Source organism: Paenibacillus sp. MT86 (assembly GCF_058792535.1).
Window position 1 is genome coordinate 6929657 of record NZ_CM179499.1, and the last position, 18473, is coordinate 6948129.

The 18473-nt window shown below is 49.4% G+C and carries 16 protein-coding genes; 2 read left to right on the plus strand and 14 right to left on the minus strand.

The window, feature by feature from the left end; translation table 11 throughout:
* The first annotated feature begins 76 nt into the window (after nucleotides 1–76).
* Together AC3RCL_RS31580 and AC3RCL_RS31585 are read left to right on the plus strand one after the other, a co-directional pair.
* Complete coding sequence (locus AC3RCL_RS31580) at nucleotides 77–1177, plus strand: ABC transporter permease (protein ID WP_492533946.1); 1101 nt, start codon at nucleotides 77–79, stop codon at nucleotides 1175–1177.
* On the plus strand, nucleotides 1177–1875 hold the full coding sequence (locus tag AC3RCL_RS31585; protein ID WP_096777259.1) for an ABC transporter ATP-binding protein: 699 nt from the start codon (nucleotides 1177–1179) through the stop codon (nucleotides 1873–1875). Before AC3RCL_RS31580 ends, AC3RCL_RS31585 begins: the two co-directional genes overlap by 1 nt.
* A gap of 441 nt (nucleotides 1876–2316) precedes the next feature.
* Here the strand turns inward: AC3RCL_RS31585 and AC3RCL_RS31590 are convergent, their stop codons facing one another.
* The 14 genes from AC3RCL_RS31590 to AC3RCL_RS31655 form a co-directional block, all read right to left on the minus strand.
* On the minus strand, nucleotides 2317–3606 hold the full coding sequence (locus AC3RCL_RS31590; RefSeq protein ID WP_492533948.1) for an adenylosuccinate synthase: 1290 nt from the start codon (nucleotides 3604–3606) through the stop codon (nucleotides 2317–2319).
* A gap of 355 nt (nucleotides 3607–3961) precedes the next feature.
* Nucleotides 3962–5326, minus strand: coding sequence for a replicative DNA helicase (gene dnaB / locus AC3RCL_RS31595; protein WP_015738106.1), 1365 nt, complete (start codon nucleotides 5324–5326; stop codon nucleotides 3962–3964).
* A gap of 1 nt (nucleotide 5327) precedes the next feature.
* Complete coding sequence (gene rplI, locus AC3RCL_RS31600; RefSeq protein WP_015738107.1) at nucleotides 5328–5771, minus strand: 50S ribosomal protein L9; 444 nt, start codon at nucleotides 5769–5771, stop codon at nucleotides 5328–5330.
* A complete protein-coding gene (locus tag AC3RCL_RS31605; protein ID WP_036659567.1) occupies nucleotides 5768–7768 on the minus strand; it encodes a DHH family phosphoesterase in 2001 nt (666 codons plus the stop codon). The genes rplI and AC3RCL_RS31605 overlap by 4 nt, the downstream gene beginning before the upstream one ends.
* Before the next feature lie 11 nt (nucleotides 7769–7779).
* Nucleotides 7780–8697, minus strand: a complete 918-nt coding sequence (locus AC3RCL_RS31610; RefSeq protein ID WP_492533951.1) for a DUF2232 domain-containing protein — start codon at nucleotides 8695–8697, stop codon at nucleotides 7780–7782.
* Nucleotides 8698–8702: 5 nt separating this feature from the next.
* A complete protein-coding gene (locus AC3RCL_RS31615) occupies nucleotides 8703–9005 on the minus strand; it encodes a MazG-like family protein (RefSeq protein WP_175320760.1) in 303 nt (100 codons plus the stop codon).
* Nucleotides 9006–9266: 261 nt separating this feature from the next.
* Nucleotides 9267–9701 (minus strand): CBS domain-containing protein, encoded by a 435-nt coding sequence (locus AC3RCL_RS31620; RefSeq protein ID WP_009591456.1) that lies wholly within the window; start codon nucleotides 9699–9701, stop codon nucleotides 9267–9269.
* Nucleotides 9702–9933: 232 nt separating this feature from the next.
* On the minus strand, nucleotides 9934–10920 hold the full coding sequence (locus AC3RCL_RS31625; protein WP_492533953.1) for an LCP family protein: 987 nt from the start codon (nucleotides 10918–10920) through the stop codon (nucleotides 9934–9936).
* Between the two features lie 241 nt (nucleotides 10921–11161).
* Nucleotides 11162–12139, minus strand: a complete 978-nt coding sequence (locus tag AC3RCL_RS31630; protein ID WP_492533955.1) for a D-alanyl-D-alanine carboxypeptidase family protein — start codon at nucleotides 12137–12139, stop codon at nucleotides 11162–11164.
* Between the two features lie 221 nt (nucleotides 12140–12360).
* Complete coding sequence (locus tag AC3RCL_RS31635) at nucleotides 12361–13326, minus strand: ABC transporter ATP-binding protein (protein ID WP_009591536.1); 966 nt, start codon at nucleotides 13324–13326, stop codon at nucleotides 12361–12363.
* Complete coding sequence (locus tag AC3RCL_RS31640) at nucleotides 13326–14300, minus strand: ABC transporter ATP-binding protein (protein ID WP_277747418.1); 975 nt, start codon at nucleotides 14298–14300, stop codon at nucleotides 13326–13328. Before AC3RCL_RS31640 ends, AC3RCL_RS31635 begins: the two co-directional genes overlap by 1 nt.
* 11 nt (nucleotides 14301–14311) lie before the next feature.
* Nucleotides 14312–15235, minus strand: a complete 924-nt coding sequence (gene opp4C / locus AC3RCL_RS31645) for an oligopeptide ABC transporter permease (protein WP_492533958.1) — start codon at nucleotides 15233–15235, stop codon at nucleotides 14312–14314.
* Nucleotides 15236–15247: 12 nt separating this feature from the next.
* The gene (locus AC3RCL_RS31650; protein ID WP_277747420.1) at nucleotides 15248–16210 is read right to left on the minus strand and encodes an ABC transporter permease; all 963 of its coding nucleotides are present in this window, start codon (nucleotides 16208–16210) and stop codon (nucleotides 15248–15250) included.
* 66 nt (nucleotides 16211–16276) lie between these two features.
* The gene (locus AC3RCL_RS31655; protein ID WP_492533960.1) at nucleotides 16277–18040 is read right to left on the minus strand and encodes an ABC transporter substrate-binding protein; all 1764 of its coding nucleotides are present in this window, start codon (nucleotides 18038–18040) and stop codon (nucleotides 16277–16279) included.
* Nucleotides 18041–18473: the final 433 nt, after the last annotated feature.

An 18473-nucleotide genomic window follows, 5' to 3' on the forward strand; every position in this document is an offset into this window, starting at 1 on the left:
ATACTTGGGGCATATCCCGCAGAGATTAATAACCGAGGGATGTGCTGCTTAATGATCAGGAATGGAGATGAGAAACATGTTTCTTGCACTGCGTGAACTTCAACATGCGAAGCTGCGCTATCTGCTGATTGGCTTCATTATGGTACTGATTGCCTGGCTCGTCCTGTTCGTCACGGGATTGGCCCAGGGGCTTTCCTCCGATAACGCCTCTTCCATACAAAATATGAAAGCCGACTACCTGGTGCTTCAGGAGGAGTCCGATCATCGGATCAATCGTTCCGTACTAACCGGCGAGATCTGGAACGAAGTGCAGAGCCGCCCGGGTGGAAACCCGGCCACTCCGCTCGGAGTACACATGAACACCTTGACCAAGGAAGGCTCCGCAGCCAAATTCGATGCGGCTTTTTTTGCCATTGATGTGGAGAGCATGCTGGCACCCCGAGTCGTTGAAGGCACCATGATTAGCAATACGGATGCCGACCTTGTGATGGCCGACCGCTCCTTGAAAGAGGACGGGTACCGGCTGGGCGACCGGATCGTGGATCAGGCTACAGGCGCCACGTTTACGATTGCTGCCTTTACGGAGGGACAATCCTTCAGTCATGCCCCGGTCATTCACATGAACTTTGAGGGGTGGAAGGCGCTTCAGCCAAACCCGTCGAAGCCAGCGCCTATCTATAATGCCATCGCTTGGAATGGAACTCCGGAGCAGAAGGAAGCCTTGGTCCGGGACGTATCCGGCATCGAGATGATCACGAAAGAGGAAGCCCTGCAGGGGATTCCCGGTTTTCAGGAGGAGCAGGGTTCTCTCATCATGATGATTGTGTTCCTGTTTGTGATTGCAGCCTTCGTGCTGGCCGTGTTCTTCTACGTCATGACGATTCAGAAAATGAATCAGTTCGGAGTCCTGAAAGCCATCGGCGCGGGGACCGGCTATCTGGTGAGGAGTCTGATCTTTCAGGTCCTGACCCTCACCATCGTCAGTCTTGCGATCAGCATCGGCTTGACGTACGGGGTTTCTCTCCTGTTGTCCGGGATCGTGCCGTTTTCGTTAACGCCTTCGGTCGTTCTGCTCTGCTCCTTGCTGTTCCTGGCGGTTTCCCTGATGGGATCGCTATTATCGCTATATCGGGTCATCAAGATCGATGCAATCGAAGCTATCGGGAGGGCTGCATAATGACATCATCCAAGCTGTTGATGGATCAGGTAAGCAAAGAATTCGGTGACGGGGACACCTCAGCTAAAGTACTGGACAACATTTCACTGGATATCAAGGGTGGGGAATTTGTCGCGGTGGTCGGACCTTCCGGTTCGGGCAAAAGCACCTTTCTCTCCATTGCCGGGGCACTGCTATCCCCTACCCGGGGACGAATATGGATGGGCGATCAGGAGGTCACCCGGCTCCCCGCCAAACAAATGAATCAGCTGCGGCTGCGCCATATCGGATTTGTCTTTCAATCTTCCAATCTCATTCCGTATCTGACGGTCCGCGATCAGCTGCTCTTGATGGCCAAGCTGGCTAACCAGCACGGCCAGGAGCCGCATCGGCGGGCAGATGATCTGCTTCACCGGCTGGGCTTGTCGCATCGCAAGTCTCGGTATCCCGAGAGCCTGTCCGGCGGCGAACGGCAGCGGGTTGCCATTGCCCGGGCATGGATGAACGATCCGGAGCTCATATTGGCAGACGAGCCGACGGCAAGTCTGGATTCCGAGCGCGGCCGGACGGTCGTTCAAATGCTCGCCGATGAAGTGAAGCTGCGCCGGAAAGCTGCAATCATGGTCACGCATGACAAGCGCATGCTGGATCTATGTGACCGGGTCGTCTATATCGAGGACGGCAAGCTGTCCGAACGGACGCAGCCGATTGTGTTGTAGCATGACAAAAACCGGATTCATCCCTAGGCAACCTAGTCGATGAATCCGGTTTTTTACTATGCTGGACCGCCGTGTACCTTGTCCAGCGCTCAAGAAGGCCATACGTCTATTCAAAAGGTTCGTATGGCTTCTGTCCCCCCTACATGGATCTGACTGCATTCATCCGCTGTTTTTAGCCCCAATTCCAAATGATCAGCGTGCTGCCCTCTATGTCTATCTCCATTATAGGGTGGATGGGCGGATGACTAGGGGATAATATTCTTTAGCTGAAGGGACAAATTCTTCTACCTATTGACCAGCGATGGTATGCTCGAAAGCCATCTCCTATCCCGGATCTTCTACAGCCATAAAAAAAGCCCGCCGACCCCTATCTTCGGCGGGTGTATTTCACATAACTTAAAGTTGAACTTTCACTCTCTCTATTCTTGGTCCAACGCTTGATTACTTCTCATAAATCGGCAGCACTTGATTCGTCTGCTCCCGGTTGCGGCCGACGGAGAAGATGGCAATCGGAATGCCGGTCAGCTCGGATACCCGCTCAACATAACGGCGAGTGTTCTCAGGCAGATCCTCCAGCGTCTTCGCGCCGGTTATGTCTTCGCTCCAGCCCGGCAGCTCTTCATAGATGGCTTCGCACTCGGCTAGCATTTTCAAGCTGGCCGGGTAGTGCGCAATCTCCTCACCGCGGAATTTATATGCGGTACAAATCTTCACGGTCTCCAGTCCGCTGAGCACGTCCAGCGAGTTCAGGGACAGGCCGGTAATTCCGCTTACGCGACGGGCATGGCGCACAACTACGCTGTCGAACCAGCCTACGCGACGAGCACGCCCGGTTACCGTGCCGTACTCATGCCCTTTTTCACGGATATATTCGCCGATTTCATTATCCAGCTCCGTCGGGAATGGTCCGTCTCCTACACGCGTCGTATAGGATTTGGCCACGCCGATGACTTGTTGAATCTTCGACGGCCCTACACCGGAACCGATGCAGACGCCGCCTGCAGAAGGATTCGAAGACGTAACAAACGGGTACGTCCCTTGGTCGATATCCAGCATGACGCCCTGCGCGCCTTCGAACAATACCTTTTGATTCTCATCGATGGCATCATTCAAGACAACGGAAGTGTCGCGCACATATTTACGAATAACTTCGGCGTACTCCAGGTATTGCGTCAGGATCTCTTCAACATCAAGCGCTTCCCCGCCGTACACCTGGGTAATCACTTGGTTCTTCTCCTTCACCAGATGGCGAAGCTTCAATTCGAACTCTTCCGCATCCATCAGATCTGCGATCCGGATGCCGTTGCGTGCCGCTTTATCCATGTAGCAAGGGCCGATCCCCTTGCGCGTTGTACCGATTTTGTTCGGACCTTTGCGGTCCTCTTCCAGAGCATCCAATACCATATGATAAGGCATGATAACATGAGCACGATCGCTGATTACCAGGTTGTCTGTGCTGAACCCGTTATCATGAATATAATTAATCTCTTCAATGAGTGCAGCCGGGTTAACGACCATACCGTTACCGATTACACAGGTTTTGTCTTTATAGAATACTCCGGATGGAATCAAGCTAAGCTTGAATTTTTTACCGTCAATCAGAATGGTGTGGCCGGCATTGTTGCCGCCTTGGTAACGGGCTACCACGTCTGCGCTTTCCGCCAAATAATCCGTGATTTTCCCTTTCCCTTCATCTCCCCATTGTGTTCCCACAACGACTACCGTTGACATATTCATTCCTCCGCCCGGGCTGTTACACCCTTATGATTTCGCGTAACACTGATGAAATAAATCTCTGCATGCTGATTAAAGTTCAACCTCACTGCACTAAAGCAGCAATACCAGTGTAACAGTCCCCATTTTTAAAGTCAAATACAAAAACGAACAATCGCACATCAGTGTGTACGATTGTTCGGAATTAGGACGAGATTATAGATGGATAACCGTATTATTCGGGGAACTGCCATAAGAAATGCCCTATACTTACAGCGAGCGGCAGGTATTGGCCCGATCTCCGAACTTTAGTTTAGAAGCTTCCTGTTTCATTAAGCAAACATGAAAGCCCGGCTAAGGGTGAATACCGTCGCTACCCGGCGGCAAAGGCATCGGCATGCGTTCGCTCGTAATTGACGAATTTATTAAAGTTCTTCAGGAAGACCAATTCCACTGTGCCTACCGGACCATTACGCTGTTTGGCAATGATGATCTCGATGATATTCTTCTTCTCGGTTTCCTGATTGTAATAATCATCCCGGTATAAGAACGCAACGATATCGGCATCCTGCTCGATCGAACCGGATTCCCGCAGGTCACTCATCATCGGACGCTTGTCCTGACGCTGCTCCACGCCCCGGCTGAGCTGTGACAGCGCGATGACCGGCACTTCGAGCTCACGGGCAATTTGTTTGAGCGTACGCGAGATCTCGGATACCTCCTGCTGCCGGTTCTCTCCGGGCTTGCCGCGCCCATGAATGAGCTGGAGGTAATCGATCAGAATCATGCCGAGCCCCTTCTCTTTTTTCAAACGGCGGCATTTCGCACGGATATCGGCTACCGTGACGCCAGGTGTATCATCAATGTAAATCTCCGCCTCGGATAAAGCGGCGATGCCCATCGTTAGCTTGGACCAATCCTCGTCGCCTTTGAAATCGCCATTCCGCATCACGCCCGCATCGAGGTTCGCTTCGGCACAGATCATACGCTGAACGAGCTGTGGCGCGGACATCTCCAGACTGAAGATGGCTACCGTTTCTTTGGCGCGAATGGCCACGTTCTGGGCGATATTCAGTGCGAAGGCCGTTTTACCTACGGAAGGACGAGCCGCCACGATAATCAAGTCGTTGCGCTGAAATCCGCTTGTCATTTTGTCCAGATCCACAAAGCCGGAAGGAATCCCTGTCGTATTCCCCCGGTTCTGATGAAGGACCTCCACCTTCTCGAAGACTTCCATCAGCACGTCGCGGATCGCAATAAACCCGCTGCCCGTGCGTCGATTGGAGATCTCGAGAATGCGGCGCTCCGCCTCGCTGAGCATACCGGATACATCTTCTCCTCCGGTATAGCCTTCACTGACAATCTGGGTTGCCGTTCGGATCAAACGCCGCAGCATCGATTTCTCTTCGATGATTTGGGCGTAATAATCCACGTTCGCAGCCGTCGGGACGGCATGAGCCAGCTTCGCTAAATAGCTGACTCCACCGATCTCTTCCAGCTGTCCTTTATCTTGCAGAAGAGATGTAAGGGTCACCAGATCGATCGGTTGATTGCCTTCCCCGAGCTGCACCATGACTTCATAAATCATCTGATGTGATTTATCGTAGAAGTCCTCAGCCTGCACCCGCTCCATCGCCGTGATCAGCGCTTCACTCTGCAGCAGAATGGCACCCAGCACGGCCTGCTCTGCCTCAAGGTTCTGCGGGGGGACCCGATCGAAATAGAGTTCTCCTCCCATATTACTCCTCCGTAATTTGAACCTTGAGCGTCGCCTTGACGTCAGGATGCAGCTTCACCGGAACCTGGGTAACGCCCAGGCTGCGGATCGGATCGCTAAGCTCAATTTTGCGTTTGTCGATTTTGATCTTCTGTCCTGCCAATGCTTCCGCAATTTGTTTGCTGGTAATGGCGCCGAACAGACGTCCGCCCTCTCCAGCTTTGGCTTTCAGGACCACCGTCATCTCTTCCAGCTTCTTGCCGAGCGCCTGCGCCTCTTCCTTCTCCTGCGCCTTGCGCTTCTCCTCGGAGGCCTGCTGCTGCTCCAGCGTTTTCATGTTCCCGTCGGTAGCCGGACGAGCGACTCCCCGCGGAATCAGGAAGTTTGTTGCATATCCTTCCGAAACTTCCTTCACTTCGCCTTTCTTGCCTTGGCCCTTCATATCTTTTATGAAAATGACTTTCATTCAAATAACCCCTCTTTCGCTTCGATGTCCTTCAGTACCTCCATCAACTTCTCCTCGGCTTTCTCAGGCGTCGTATCCAGTTGTACTGCGGCGTTCGTTAAATGTCCGCCTCCCCCGAGACGTTCCATAATCATCTGAACATTCATCTTGCCCATCGAACGGGCGCTAATGCCAATCTTGCCGTCGGTGCGCTCGCTAATGACAAAGGATGCCTGCACATCCGTCATATTCAGCAGCATATCCGCCACTTGAGCAATGAGAAGCTGCGGCATGGGCTCCCCGCTCTTCGCCACCGCGATAGCGATATGGTCAAATACCATTTTAGCATGTTTCACGATTTCTGCCTTCGCTATAAATTCTGTCAGATCTTCCTTGAGCACCCGCTGGATCATCATGGTGTCCGCTCCGTGACGCCGCAGGAACCCGGCAGCCTCGAACGTTCTCGATCCCGTGTGGAGGGCAAAATGCTTGGTATCCACCGTAATCCCTGCCAGCAATGCCGTGGCCTCAACCGGAGTAAGGGATACCCTGTCGTGAATATACTGCAGCACCTCCGTCACCAGCTCGCAGGTTGAAGAGGCATACGGCTCAAGATAGATCAGCACCGCGTCATTAATAAATTCTTCGCCGCGCCGGTGATGATCCATCACGACCACCCGGCTTGCGCGATGAACCAGCCTCGGCTCCATCGTCATGGAGGCTTTATGGGTATCCACGACAACGAGCAGCGTGTGCTCCGTCATCATCTGCATCGATTGCTCGGTCGAGATGAATCGGCTCATCAAGGCTTCATCCTTGCGGACCTCTTCCATAATCCTCGAAATGGACGGGTTCATTCCCTCCATCACGATATAAGCCTCGACTTTATACATTTGGGCTGCTTTCAGGATGCCGATCGCAGCGCCGACCACGTCCATATCCGGCAGCTTGTGGCCCATGATGATCACTTTGTCGCTCTCCTGCATCAAATCGCGCAGCGCATGGGATATGACTCGCGCTCTTACGCGCGTTCGTTTCTCTACCGCGTTGGATTTACCGCCATAGAAGGAGAGCCTTTGGCCGGCTTTGACAGCGGCCTGATCTCCGCCCCGGCCCAGTGCCATATCCAGACTGGATTGGGCTAGCTGTCCCAGCTCCGTGATATCGTCTGAACCGAAGGCAAGACCGACGCTCAGCGTAAGCGGTACCTTCAGATCGGCCGTCATCTCCCGGACTTCGTCCAGGATGAGAAAACGGCTGTTCTCCAGCGCATCGAGCGACCTGTGGTTCAGCATCATCAAATAACGGTCCGAGGAGAGCCTCCGTAAGTAGACGTTGAACTCCCGGGCCCAATTCGTAATCTCGCTGGTGACCTTTGCAATGAGTGCCGTCCGCTGTTGATCATCCATTCCCTGCGAGGCCTCATCGATGTTATCCATCATGATAATGCCCAAGGCCAGCCGCTCATCCTCGTACCGCTGCCTGAGCACTGCCAGCTCGGTGATCTCATCCAGATAAATGAGTCGCTCATCCGGAATTACCGTGGCTCCATAGTACTTATCCTCATGGGAAATCTCCAGCCGAATTTCCTTCGGCGGCTTCTCTTTGCTATCCTTCTTCTCCTGGATTTCCTTTAGCGCTGTCACCAGCTCGGGGAACAGCTCCTGCAAGGAAGCGCCCACCAGCGGCTGTTGGGGAAACATATTGACTACGAATCGGTTATGCCATTCCACGGTCTTATCCTCGCTGTACAGCACAATGCCAAATGGCAGCACGCTGACCGCTTCGCCCTCGACCCGCTGAATCCGAAACGACAGATCTCCGATATAATCGACCAGCTCGCGGCGAAACTTCATCTCCGCCTTCAGCATCGCGTAGCCGCCTACCACCGCAAGCAGCAGCCCGACCAGCCCCAGAATCGTATTGTAGAACGACAGAAAAATAACAAGCAGAAGCACCAGCGCAAACGCCCAGACGGTATGATAGCCGTGCCAGCGTTTCTGCAGAAATTTAGGCATGACTCATCACCCTATCTTTTGTTTTTACTAAATGCCTGACGAAGTGGGAACGCCAGATCCAGGATTCCGATAATCATTGCCGGCGGGAACAGAACAATCGGTATGGCCGTCAAAAGCGGCGCGATCGGATGCCACTTCCGCTCGTGTGCCAGATAATAGAAGAAGCTCAGCGCTTGAATCATGAAGCAGATTTGCAGCAACGGCGTAGCGTTGGCTACTATCATCTTCATGAAGGTATTGTCCGAATTGACGGTTGCTATGTTGATGAAGAAAATGAGCAGGTAGTACCAGATCAGGGAACGCGGAAGCATCCATTCTCTGGCCGGCTTCAGCCGCGGCACGGATAAGCCCATGTTGTTGAGGGTGGGCCGTGCCAAAGCATGAGTGACCACCGTCATAAGGAACGAGCTGATAATCATCGCGAACGGAACCAAACGCATCGTTTGATCTTTAATGAGTTGTGTATCGAGTTCGGTGCCAAGGAACTGGCCGCCCAGGCCGCCTTCAACACCCATCTCGGTGAGCGGAGCGGTCGTCATCTTTACGATCTCATCCACATATTCCGACAGATTCAATTGGAAGAAGGCCGTGCTGATCATCAGCAGGACAAGCAGTTCCACCAGCATGACGGCCATGCCATACTTCAACACCTGCATGGCTGCCTTCCGTTTTCGGTATAAATACCCCATCACGATCCCCGGAATCGCAAAATAGATCGCAAGCAGTAAATAAATGGGATGAATCAGAAGAGCAATCAGCCACACCGGCACCACATGCATGATAAATGATTTTGTATTCAAAGCCGTAAACAGAATCGCAACCGGCAGAACCAGCAAGAAAGCCGTTACGATCGAAAAGGGTGTGAGTAGTGACAGCAGCAGCAGCAAATATACAACGCTCCATACCGCCGTAGTCCAGCGCAATTTCAATATGTTCACCTCTTACGCAAATGTTCTTCGAGCGCGGAAATATCCTGGTACCAATCCTCCAGCTGATGTCCTTCCTGCTTATGCTTTTTCAATTTCTCCAACAAGAGATCGTCCAAATCCCGATAGGTCAAGCCGAGCCTTCGGCCCAGTATGTAGGAGCTCATCATCAGGCTTGCCAAACTGTCTCCAACCTTTGTAGTGCTGCCTTCCCATAGGGCTTTGAATAACCGGGATACATGATCAATTACTTCGGTTTTAAGCCATTCAATCACTTTGGCGCGTTTCGCTACATCCAAGTCCTTCGGCATATTCGGCATATCCATCTCTCCCTGAAAACAGCTTTATTCTCCATTATAGCATAAAAAAAAGCCGCCCACACAAAGGCCCCGGGGCACCCTGTCCAACCTTAGTCCCCATGGCGGAGATAACTTACCTTCTCTTTGTACTCCAAATGGCCACCGGTTATTCCCCCTGCATGCCGGCTGGAGCCCCGTCTCTATAGAAATAGGACGTGTTACCCACGGTGTCCCCGTGGTCCCACGCCCTTTGTTGTTTGCGTTCCTACATGATTATGTTGCCCCTTGGGATTCCATCGTCTCCTTGGAAACAAAGCGTTCACAGTACTCGATGATAAGGCTTCTGCGGACAATCCCGATAAATCGGTTCATGTCGTCCACCACCGGCACAAAGTTCTGTACCTTGGCCAAATTAATCAGATCCTCCATCCGGGCATCAATCGATACCGGCTTGATATCCATACGGAACGGAACATCCTTCAGCAAAAATTTCGAAGCGTTCTCAAAAGTGATTTTGCCTTCCGAGTTCTTCATATGCCATAATAGATCGCCTTCGGTTACGGTGCCTGCGTATTGCCCGTTCTTATCCAGCACGGGCACCGCCGTGTACCGGTGAAACTCCATCCGTTCCAGCGTCTGCCTGAGCGTGGAGTCCAGCGTTAAACAAATCACTTCCTGCTTCGGTAATAGAAAAAAAGCGATATTCATAATGCATTATCCTCCTTATGACTCCAACCTCATGGAGTCATGTTAAGTAACCTTCCTGATCCAAAAGCTTGGTATGCAGGTTACTCCTTCCCCTATCCATACTCATACATACGTTAACTCCGTCGTTTCGATTCCCTTGTATAGGGCACAAAATCAGCAGCCAGGCAATCCGGACTGCTGATTGAGATGAAGCAACGTACTATGACATCATCCGGATGTACCGGTGTTTATGTTATTGCAATTTCTGTTTCTCTGCATCTTTAGGCTGCAGCAGCTGGTCTGCCGGCGTATCCGGGTTCATCCAGTTGTCGATTAGGTCGCGGGCTTCCTGCACGTCCTCTATGTCGGCCTCATTATAATAGATGCCGTTAATTTTCATGCCTTCTCCCATAATCGTATAGCTGGTCATATCCACTTTGCCCCCGGTCAGCATCTGCTTTGCCAGGTCGATAATGAATTTAGGCTGCATATCGGTCTGGAAATTATCTCCCATAATCTCGATCAGTTCAGGCACCTTGCCGATCTGATCCAGCTTCATGACCCGCTTAGCCGCTACATCTAAAAATACCTGCTGTCTCTTCGCCCGATTAAAGTCGCTATCTTCACGATAACGGACATAATTCAAGGCTTCCTCGCCATTGTAAATCGGTTTGTTGGCTTCAATCGTGAACTTCTCATGATCCCTGCCTTTGTTGACGATATCCTTGCGGATCGGCAGCTCGACGCCGCCAATGGCGTCAACGACATCCTTCAAACCTTGAAAATTAATGGAGGCATAATAATCAAGTTCCTCATCGAAAAATGCTTCCATCGTATCTTTCGCCATTTGATGACCGCCATATGCAAACGCATGGTTGATCTTGTCTTTCTTGTCCTTGCCGATAATATCGACGTACGTATCCCGCGGTACCGAAATTAGGAGCACTTTGGACTCCATGGGACGTACAACCGCATAGATCAACGTGTCCGAACGGGCCGGCTCGTCTTCCCGTTGGTCGCTGCCCAGCAGCATGACCGAGAACGGCTTGCTCTGGAGTACGACCGGTTCAGGCGTCTTGTCGCTCTGAAGCGGCTTATACGATTTCTGTAACGATTCCTCTACGTCCTTTGCCATAAACAGATCAAATGCCACGACCGCAAGCTGCGCTCTGAACAGAAATGCGGAAGAGCCCAGCAATATGACAACAGCGAGCGTAATATATAATGATTTCCTCTTCATGAGTTCAATTCCTTCTTTATTATAAAATAAATTAATGGATAAGTCAGATCGTTAAAGGCCTTTGCTTGCACCCTAAGCTGCTTGGCTCACCCTCCTCTCTTATTAAACGGGAACTCCTCCCGTTGACTCACTTCATACTAGTAGGCCAGTTGCAACACATCATCTATTGTAAACCAGAATATTGTCAAATGTGAACCCTTCACGGGCAGTTCTATAAATCTACCAAATCCTCATTGATCCGTTAAACCGGTCTGTTCTCATGCTGAAGAGCGGCTGCGGTTCCCGAATATTGGAACCAGTCGTCCAGCCGCTCTCTCCACGTCAAGGTCTTGGAAAATCCGTAATCGAACAGCTTTCGCGTCTCTTCAAACCTTGCTTCTTTGGATTCGGTACCCATGACAACGGCAATAAGCCGGCTGCCTTGCTTCTCGGCTGTTCCTGTAAAGCAGTACCCTGCATTCGCCGTGTACCCTGCTTTTAATCCATCGGTGCCTTCGTAGGAATAAGGGCCGCCAAGCGAGGGCAGCATCCAATTGGTGTTGCTCAAATATAAATTGCGTCCGCTTATCTTCGTCTGCGTTTTGCTGGAAGTGCTTAGAATATCCGGATGGCTTCTAATGAGATGCGCGGCTAGTTTAGCCGTATCTTCTGCGGTCATTACCGTTTCTCCATCCGAGGACCAGGCGTGACCATTGGCATTGGCAGTGCCCTGCTCGACGCCTGATGCGTTCACGAAACGGGTGGCGCTGGATAAGCCAATCTCTTTGGCTTTGGCATTCATCTTCCGGACGAACGCTTCCTCGGAGCCCGCAAAATGCTCGGCAAGCGCCACGGACGCATCATTCGCGGAATAAACCGTTATGCTCTGGAACAATTCGCGAACCGTCAAAATTTCGCCGGACTTCAAGGCGATTTTAACGCCTCTGACGTCGCTTGCGGTATCGCTTATCTTGACTTCATCTTCCCAGGATCTCTTCCCGGTCTTAATGTCATCCAGGATGACCAATTCGGTCATCAGCTTGGACATGCTAGCAGGCGGTAAGGGTACGTCGCCATTCTCGCTGAGCAAAATACGCCCGGTGTTTAAATCCATTAAGACGACGGCTCGCGCGTCGACCTTCGGTTTAAACCCCGCTCGTTCTATATTTCCTATGACAACCGCCTCTATGGGGACGATAATTAGCAACATCATGACCAGCCAAAGCCACCGTTTTTTCATAGAATTAGCCCTCCATAGTTATAGACGGTTGAAAGAGGCATTTGGTCTGCTTTTTTTTTGAATTTTCTGTTTAGAAATTTTTGTAAATGAAACAAATGTGTCAGGAAAATGGAAAAAGACCTCCAACCGTCCGCAGACGATAGGAAGTCCTTCTATGAATCTGTAAATCTTCTAATCATCACGCTGATTGCTGTCAGAAAACCTGGATATGACGAGTCCTATTAAGCGTAGTGACAAGCAACAAAGTGATCATTTCCTACATTGCGGTATTCCGGCACTTGCTGTTTGCACAGATCCGAAGCCAGCGGGCAGCGTGTGTGGAATTTGCAGCCTGAAGGCGGGTTCGCCGGGCTTGGAATGTCGCCTTTCAGTACGATCCGATCGCGCTTCAGCGTTGGGTCCGGTACCGGTACGGCAGACAGCAATGCTTTCGTATAAGGATGCAGCGGGTTGCGGAACAGCTCTTCCTTGCTTGCCATTTCTACCATCGATCCCAGATACATTACCCCAATTCGGTTGCACAAATGCTCTACAACACTGAGATCATGAGAAATGAACAAGTAAGTCAGCTGCTTCTCGCGCTGCAAATCACTTAATAAGTTGATGATTTGTGCTTGAATCGATACGTCCAATGCAGATACCGGCTCATCCGCGACGATAAAGTCGGGATTCAGAATCAACGCGCGGGCAATCCCGATCCGTTGACGCTGTCCGCCGGAGAATTCATGCGGATACCGATCGTAATGATAGGCGGCAAGGCCGCAAATTTCCAGCGTTTCAATCACGCGGTCTTTAAGTTCCTTACGATTAACCAACCCATGGTCAATGAGCGCTTCGCCGATGGCTTCGCCCACTTTGATTCTTGGATTCAGCGAGCTGAATGGATCCTGAAAAACGATCTGCATCTTCGGACGCAAGGCACGCATCTTCTCCTTGGACAAGGAATGGATGTCGGTACCATTAAAGATGACTTTGCCTTCCGTTTTTTCCAGCAATCGAAGGATGGTTCGTCCAATGGTGCTCTTGCCGCAGCCCGATTCACCTACGAGCCCGAAGGATTCGCCTTTGTTGATGGTAAAGCTGACTCCGTCAACGGCCCTAACATTGCCCACGGTTCGTTGAAATACGCCGCCGGTGATGGGAAAGTATTTCTTCAAACCGTCTATTTCGATCAGTGCTTGACTCATTAGGCTTTCCCCTCCTCTTCATACAGCCAGCAAGCGACCTTATGGCCGTTAGGATCCGTACCGAGCGGAGGTGTTTTCTCCTTGCAGATCTGCATGCAGAATTCGCAGCGATCATGGAAATGACAGTTGTCTCCAAGATCTACCGGGTTAGGAACTTGTCCCGGAATCGAATACAGACGTTCTTGCGTCTGATTAATGACCGGCTTCGCTTTCAGAAGACCTTTGGTATATGGATGCTTCGGCTGTTTAAATAGCTCGATGACCGGAGCCTCTTCTATGACTTTGCCTGCGTACATAACGACAACATAATCCGCCATTTCGGCAACAACGCCAAGGTCATGCGTGATGAGCATAATTGAAGTGTTGAGTTTACCCTTAATGTCACGCATCAAATCCAAAATCTGGGCCTGAATCGTAACGTCAAGCGCGGTCGTAGGCTCATCCGCGATCAGCAGCTTCGGATTACAGCTGAGGGCAATCGCGATCATGATCCGTTGGCGCATACCGCCGCTGAGTTCATGCGGATAAGAATCGAAAATCTTCTCCGCTCGCGGGATTCCAACCAAATTAATCAGATCGATGGCGCGTTGTTTTGCTTCTTTACGGTTAACGAGCTGATGAAGCAGGATCGGCTCCACAATCTGCTCCCCGATTGTTAATACCGGGTTAAGCGAGGTCATGGGTTCCTGAAAAATCATGGCGATATCGTTGCCGCGAATCAAGCTCATCTCGCGCTTGCTCATCTTCAGCAGATCCTTGCCTTCATACAGGATTTCTCCCCCTACCGGAGGAGTATCGATCAAACGCATAAGAGACATGGCTGTAACGCTTTTACCACAGCCTGACTCCCCCACCACGCACAATGTTTCACCTTCACGGATTTTGAAGCTTACATCGTCGACGGCTTTCACGGTGCCTGCGGAGGTTTGAAAATGCGTTTTTAAATTGCGGAATTCTACTATTTCTTTTGCCATATTCGCATCTCCTACTTCTTCATTTTCGGGTCAAGTGCGTCGCGAAGCCCGTCACCGATCAAATTGATTGCAACTACGGTAACAAGAATACACATGCCTGGCGGTATCCATAGCCACGGCCGTTTACGGAAATCAATGAGATTGTTGGCAGCAGAGATCATATTTCCCCATGACGGCGTCGGTGGAACAACACCAATTCCGAGATAACTTAGTGCAGATTCATAAATAATTGCACCTGCTACCCCTAAGGTTGCAGATACAATAATGATCGGAATCGTATTAGGAAGCAGATGACGGAAGATTTTCCGGCGATCTTTAAGCCCTAAAGCTTCTGTTGCTTGCATGAACTCCTGCTCGCGGAGTCCCAAGATTTGACCGCGAACGAGACGGGATATACTACTCCACCCGAGCACACCGATAATCAGCATCAAGAAATAGATACGATCTGATGGCTCCACCTTGAGGTCCGACAAGATCGCACCCAGGATAATCAGGATCGGTAGTGTAGGTATTGCCATAAAGATATCAGCTACACGCATGATCAGCGTGTCTACCCATTTACGATAAAAACCCGCTAAAGCTCCCAAGGTTGCTCCGATGATAACCGAAATGCCAGTCGCAACAAGCCCAACCAAAAGAGATATTCGTCCAGCAAGCATCATGCGCAGCAGAATATCGCGCCCCAGCTTATCGGTACCCAGCCAATATTTCGAGCTAGGAGGTAAGTTTTTATCAAGCTTATTGTAATCGTACAGGTCATAAGGTGAAAAGAACGGACCAATAAAACAGAGCAAAAACATAAATACAACTATAAAAAGTCCGATGACAGCAAGACGGTTTCTGGCAAAACGGCGAATCGCAATTCGCCATGGGGAATCCGGCCGCTTCTTCGGAACTGGTAGATTCGTTTTTAATGGTGCAGTCTCTGCGGACAAGTGAATCTCCTCCTACTTTAAGCGAATTCTTGGATCTGCAGCTCCATATAGAACGTCAGACAACAGGTTACCCAAAAGTGTCAGAACGGATATGAATACTGTGAAACCAAGCATGAACGGATAATCCCGCATATTGATCGATTCCAGATAAACTTGACCGACCCCGGGCCAGATGAAAATCTTCTCCATGATGATGGCGCCACCAAATAAGGATGGAAGCTCAAAACCCATGAGAGTAATAGCAGGAAGCATGGCATTACGCAGCGCATGCTTGAAAATAACCGTACGTTCCTTCAATCCCTTTGCACGGGCTGTTCGGATGTAATCCTGACGGATAACCTCCAGCATGCTTGTACGGAAGTATCGCGTCAAACTGCCTGTGCTCAGCATTGTAAGCACCGTAACCGGCAAGGCCATATGCCATGCGATATCGATCAGTTGATCCCATGTGCTTCCATTCATTCCTGAAGTCTTCATGCCGCCAACAGGGAACCATCCTAAATCCAAGGCAAAAAACTTGATCAGAAGGAGTCCGATAAAGAAAGAAGGCAGTGACATACACAAGAAGATTACCAGAGTTACGATCTTATCGAATAATGAGTACTGAAACCTCGCCGAGAAGACACCAGCAAAAGTAGCTATAATCCAACTGAAAATCAAACTGAAAATCGCAACAAAAAAGGAATTCCATACGTAATTATTCATTACGGTTGTAACCGGTTGTTTGTGCACAAGGGAATCTCCGAGATTACCCTTTAACATATTACCAGCCCATGTAAGATAACGTTCTACAGGCGGCTTATCCAAACCATAAATTTCCCGAAGCTGAGCTGCCTTCTCAGCAGTCATCGTCGGGTTGTTCACTGCAGTGATATAATCACCTGGTACCAAAGATGATATAGCAAATATAATAATCGAAATCCCGATCAATGTCGGGATGATCTGCAGCAGCCTCCGGATAATGTACTGCTTCATAATATTCCTCCCGGCTTATAAGTGCATATGCCCAGCTCTTGCGAGCTGAGCATAAGTTTCTTGATGCTATTGTTGAATTTCTGCTTTGTACAGGTCAATTGCAAAGTTTTTGTAAGGTGTGATGTCAATTCCGTTCAATCTGGAGTTAATCGCCCACATATCACGTCTTTGGTAGATCGGAAGATCCGGAACGTTTTGGTTCAGCGCTTGATATGCTTCTGCATAAGCCGCTTTACGCTCTTCCAAATCGAAGGCATTCAGACCTTTCTTCATAGCTGCATCATAGTCAGGGTTGGAGAATCCGATATCGTTTTGCTGTCCATCCGTGATGTATACGGTGGAGTCTGGGTCTGGAGTCAAGCCCCAAGCAGCAAAGAACATTTCAAACTCGCCTTTATCCTTCTTATCCATGATGGCGTTGAAGTCCAATGTTTCAGACGTCAATTTGATGCCCAGCTCTTGGTAGTTCTGTGTCATAATCGGAATCAATGCATCAATTACCGGGTTGTCAGCAGTTGCAGAGAAGTGAATATCGAATTTCTTGCCGTCTTTTTCACGGATGCCGTCAGCACCTGGAACCCAGCCTGCTTCATCAAGAAGCTGCTTCGCTTTCTCGGGATCGTATTCATACGGTTCAATACCTTCATTCGTATAAGCCCATGATTCGCTGGATTGTGGAACATTGATTACGTTCGCATATGGACCATAAATGATTTCAACAACTTCAGCACGGTTCAAACCGTACATCAGAGCCTGACGAACTTTAACATCTTGGAATTTAGGATCTTTATGGTTCAGAGCAACATAGCCGTAACCATTGTATGGGAAGATGTTAATATCCAAGAAGCCCATTTCCTTCACAGCTTCTACGTTATCTTCACTAACGGAAACCATATCCATATCGATTTCACCGGATTGGAACATAGCCAATTTGGTTTCGTCAGTTGTAGTCTTGTAGATGACGTTCTTAATTTTTGGCGCACCCAAGAAATAGTTTGGATTAGCTTCCAATACTACCTCTTGTCCAGGAGAGAAGCTCTTTAGCACATATTGACCACTGCCGACTGGTTTGGCATGCAGGTCTTTCATGTACTCCAGGTCGCCGTGCTTGTAACCTTTGCCATAAACGGATTCTGGAACAAAAAATACAGTACCCAGATTATCCTTCGTCATAGCATTTGCTTCTGTAACTTCGATTTCAACGGTGTGGTCGTCGATGATTTTAATACCGGAAATCTCGTCAGCTTTACCATCGTAATAATCTTTTCCGCCTTTAATGTTAACGGACAGAATGTCGGATTGACCGTCGTAGCTTTTGTCATGTAAAACTTTCATGGCGAAAGCATAGTCTTTTACAGTAACCGGATCGCCATTAGAGTATGTCACACCCGACTTCAATTTGAATGTGTATTTCAATTTGTCTTCGGATACTTCAACGCTCTCAGCCAAGCGATTATTATAAGTACCGTCACCGTTCAGGGAGAAGAAAGAATCGAAAATTGCGTCTACAACATAACGGTCATAAGCAGTCTGCCAGTAGAACGGGTTAAATACCCCTTTAGGTGCAGTCATACCGACAACAAGTGTGTCTTTACGATTCAATGCAGTTGCTGGATTCAAAGATGGGTCTTCAGCTTCAAAATAACCTTGGCTTTCATCTCCAGTTTCAGCAGGCGGTTCTGTAGTATCTTTGTCGCCTTCAGCTGGTGGTGTTTGCTCCGTTTGCTCCCCTTGACTTGGCTGTTCTGCTGTTCCTCCGCTCGAACATGCTGCCAGTACCGTGATGGCCAAAAGCATGATTGCAAGCAGAAGTGACATTCTTTTCTTCATGCGAATCCTCCTCTTAAAAAATGTTGTTGCATTATAAATTATCAGGACGAATATTGAAATCATCCTTAAATAATTTCGGTACTGAACGTTACGTTCTCTAGGATGTCACTGCATGATGTGAAATAACTTGAAAGTTTTACAGAAAATATACCATCGGTCAATTAGTGCCAAAGTCTCTAGCAATATCTTCTTGCCTATAAAATTAATGTTATGATACGTGTAAATTTAGGTAACGTCAATTACTTTTTTTCATATTTCTCAAAAATCATGTTTTTATCGTCGTTTTCGAGGTTAATAATTAAGTTTATCTCCGTTGTATATCCTTAGTTTACTGAAAATGTATGTAATATCAAGATTTATTTACAATTTATAACTATAATCGCTTTCGGTTTTGTTGAAATGATGTAATGTTATATTACAAATAATTTGAATT